The sequence below is a fragment of the Alistipes sp. CAG:268 genome, assembly GCA_000434235.1.
Lineage (GTDB): Bacteria > Bacteroidota > Bacteroidia > Bacteroidales > Rikenellaceae > Alistipes > Alistipes avistercoris.
In genome coordinates this window covers 18,583-18,867 of sequence record FR892022.1, presented here as the reverse complement: position 1 = coordinate 18,867, position 285 = coordinate 18,583, and the positions used below count along the sequence as shown (strand labels likewise).

Here is a 285-nt window from a genome sequence, read left to right as displayed (position 1 = left end):
CTCTCCGGCCCCGGCGGGAGCCGTGGCGGCGGCTCCCGCCGCTTGCTCCGCCTCTTTTCGGGCGGCCTCCCGGGCGGTCCGTTTGCGGGCCAGGCAGAGGTCGCAAACCCCGCAGGGGGTGGCGTCGTCGGCCCCGAAGTAGCGCTCGAGCACGACGCTGCGGCACTCCTGCTCGTTGTCGGCGTAGGCGATCATCCGCTCGAAACGTTCGCGCATCAGCTCCTGCCGGCGGCGGTAGGTCTCGGGGGCGATGTAGAGGTCGGCGCGGGGCAGGCCCTCCTCGTT

General features: G+C 73.0%; 1 protein-coding gene. It reads right to left on the bottom strand.

The genetic code is table 11. From position 1 onward, the window contains the following. A partial coding sequence (locus QZL63_RS10485; RefSeq protein WP_290587111.1) for a RecQ family zinc-binding domain-containing protein occupies positions 1-285 on the bottom strand: 285 nt, incomplete at both ends.